The sequence below is a fragment of the Bradyrhizobium frederickii genome (genome assembly GCF_004570865.1).
In the GTDB taxonomy this organism is placed as follows: Bacteria; Pseudomonadota; Alphaproteobacteria; order Rhizobiales; family Xanthobacteraceae; genus Bradyrhizobium; species Bradyrhizobium frederickii.
The window spans coordinates 1-846 of the sequence record NZ_SPQS01000131.1 but is presented as its reverse complement, the minus strand read 5'-3'; the positions used below and the strand labels follow the sequence as shown (position 1 = coordinate 846).

The 846-nt window shown below is 56.5% G+C and carries 2 protein-coding genes; both read left to right on the top strand.

Annotated elements, in window-relative coordinates:
• The coding region (locus tag E4K64_RS40020; RefSeq protein ID WP_135167644.1) for an ATP-binding protein at positions 1 to 225 on the top strand (225 nt) is incomplete at its 5' end.
• Positions 222 to 846, top strand: a 625-nt coding sequence (locus tag E4K64_RS40015) for a response regulator transcription factor (protein WP_135167643.1), incomplete at its 3' end; no start/stop codon positions are given. The genes E4K64_RS40020 and E4K64_RS40015, both read left to right, overlap by 4 nt.

Below are 846 nucleotides of genomic sequence, written 5' to 3'. Positions count from 1 at the left end.
GTCCACCTTGCCGTGACCGATTGTGGCGTCGGCATCGCCGAGAACGACGCGGACCGCGTCTTGGATCCCTTCTTCACCACCAAATCGACTGGCCTTGGAATGGGTCTTGCGATCTGCCGGTCGATCGTGGAATCTCATGGAGGACGACTGTCGATGGTCCACAAAAATGGACCGGGCGCGACGTTCCAGTTTGCCTTACCGCTGCATAAGGAGGCCGTCTCGTGACTGCACGATTTGACGCGCCAGATCAAGGCAGCAATGCCGAGGCCTCGACAAAGGCGACCGTCTTCGTCGTGGAGGATGACATCTCCATGCGTCGCTCGCTTACGAACCTTTTTCAATCGGTAGGGTTAGACGTCGTTGCATTCGGATCAGCCCGCGAAATGCTGCAGAGCACAATTCCGGACGTTATTAGCTGCCAACTTCTTGATGTCCGACTGCCAGGCTTGAGCGGCCTTGACTTCCAGACCGAGCTAGCGAGGTTGAATATACATATTCCGATCATTTTCATTACCGGCCATGGCGACATTCCAATGACTGTCAGGGCTATGAAGGAAGGAGCGGTCGATTTTCTCAGCAAACCGTTTCGCGATCAGGAACTGCTTGATGCCGTGGTTGCGGCGACCGAACGCGATCGCAAAAGACGGGAGGCTCAGCAGACGGTCGCGAACCTGCAGTCTTTATTTGAGACCTTAAGCCCGCGCGAGCAGGCGGTGATGAAACTGGTCGCTGCCGGCCTGATGAACAAGCAGGTCGCCGCCGAGCTTGGGCTCGCCGAGATTACGGTCAAGATCTACCGGGGACACGTAATGAAAAAGATGCGTGCACGCTCGCTGGCCGACTTGA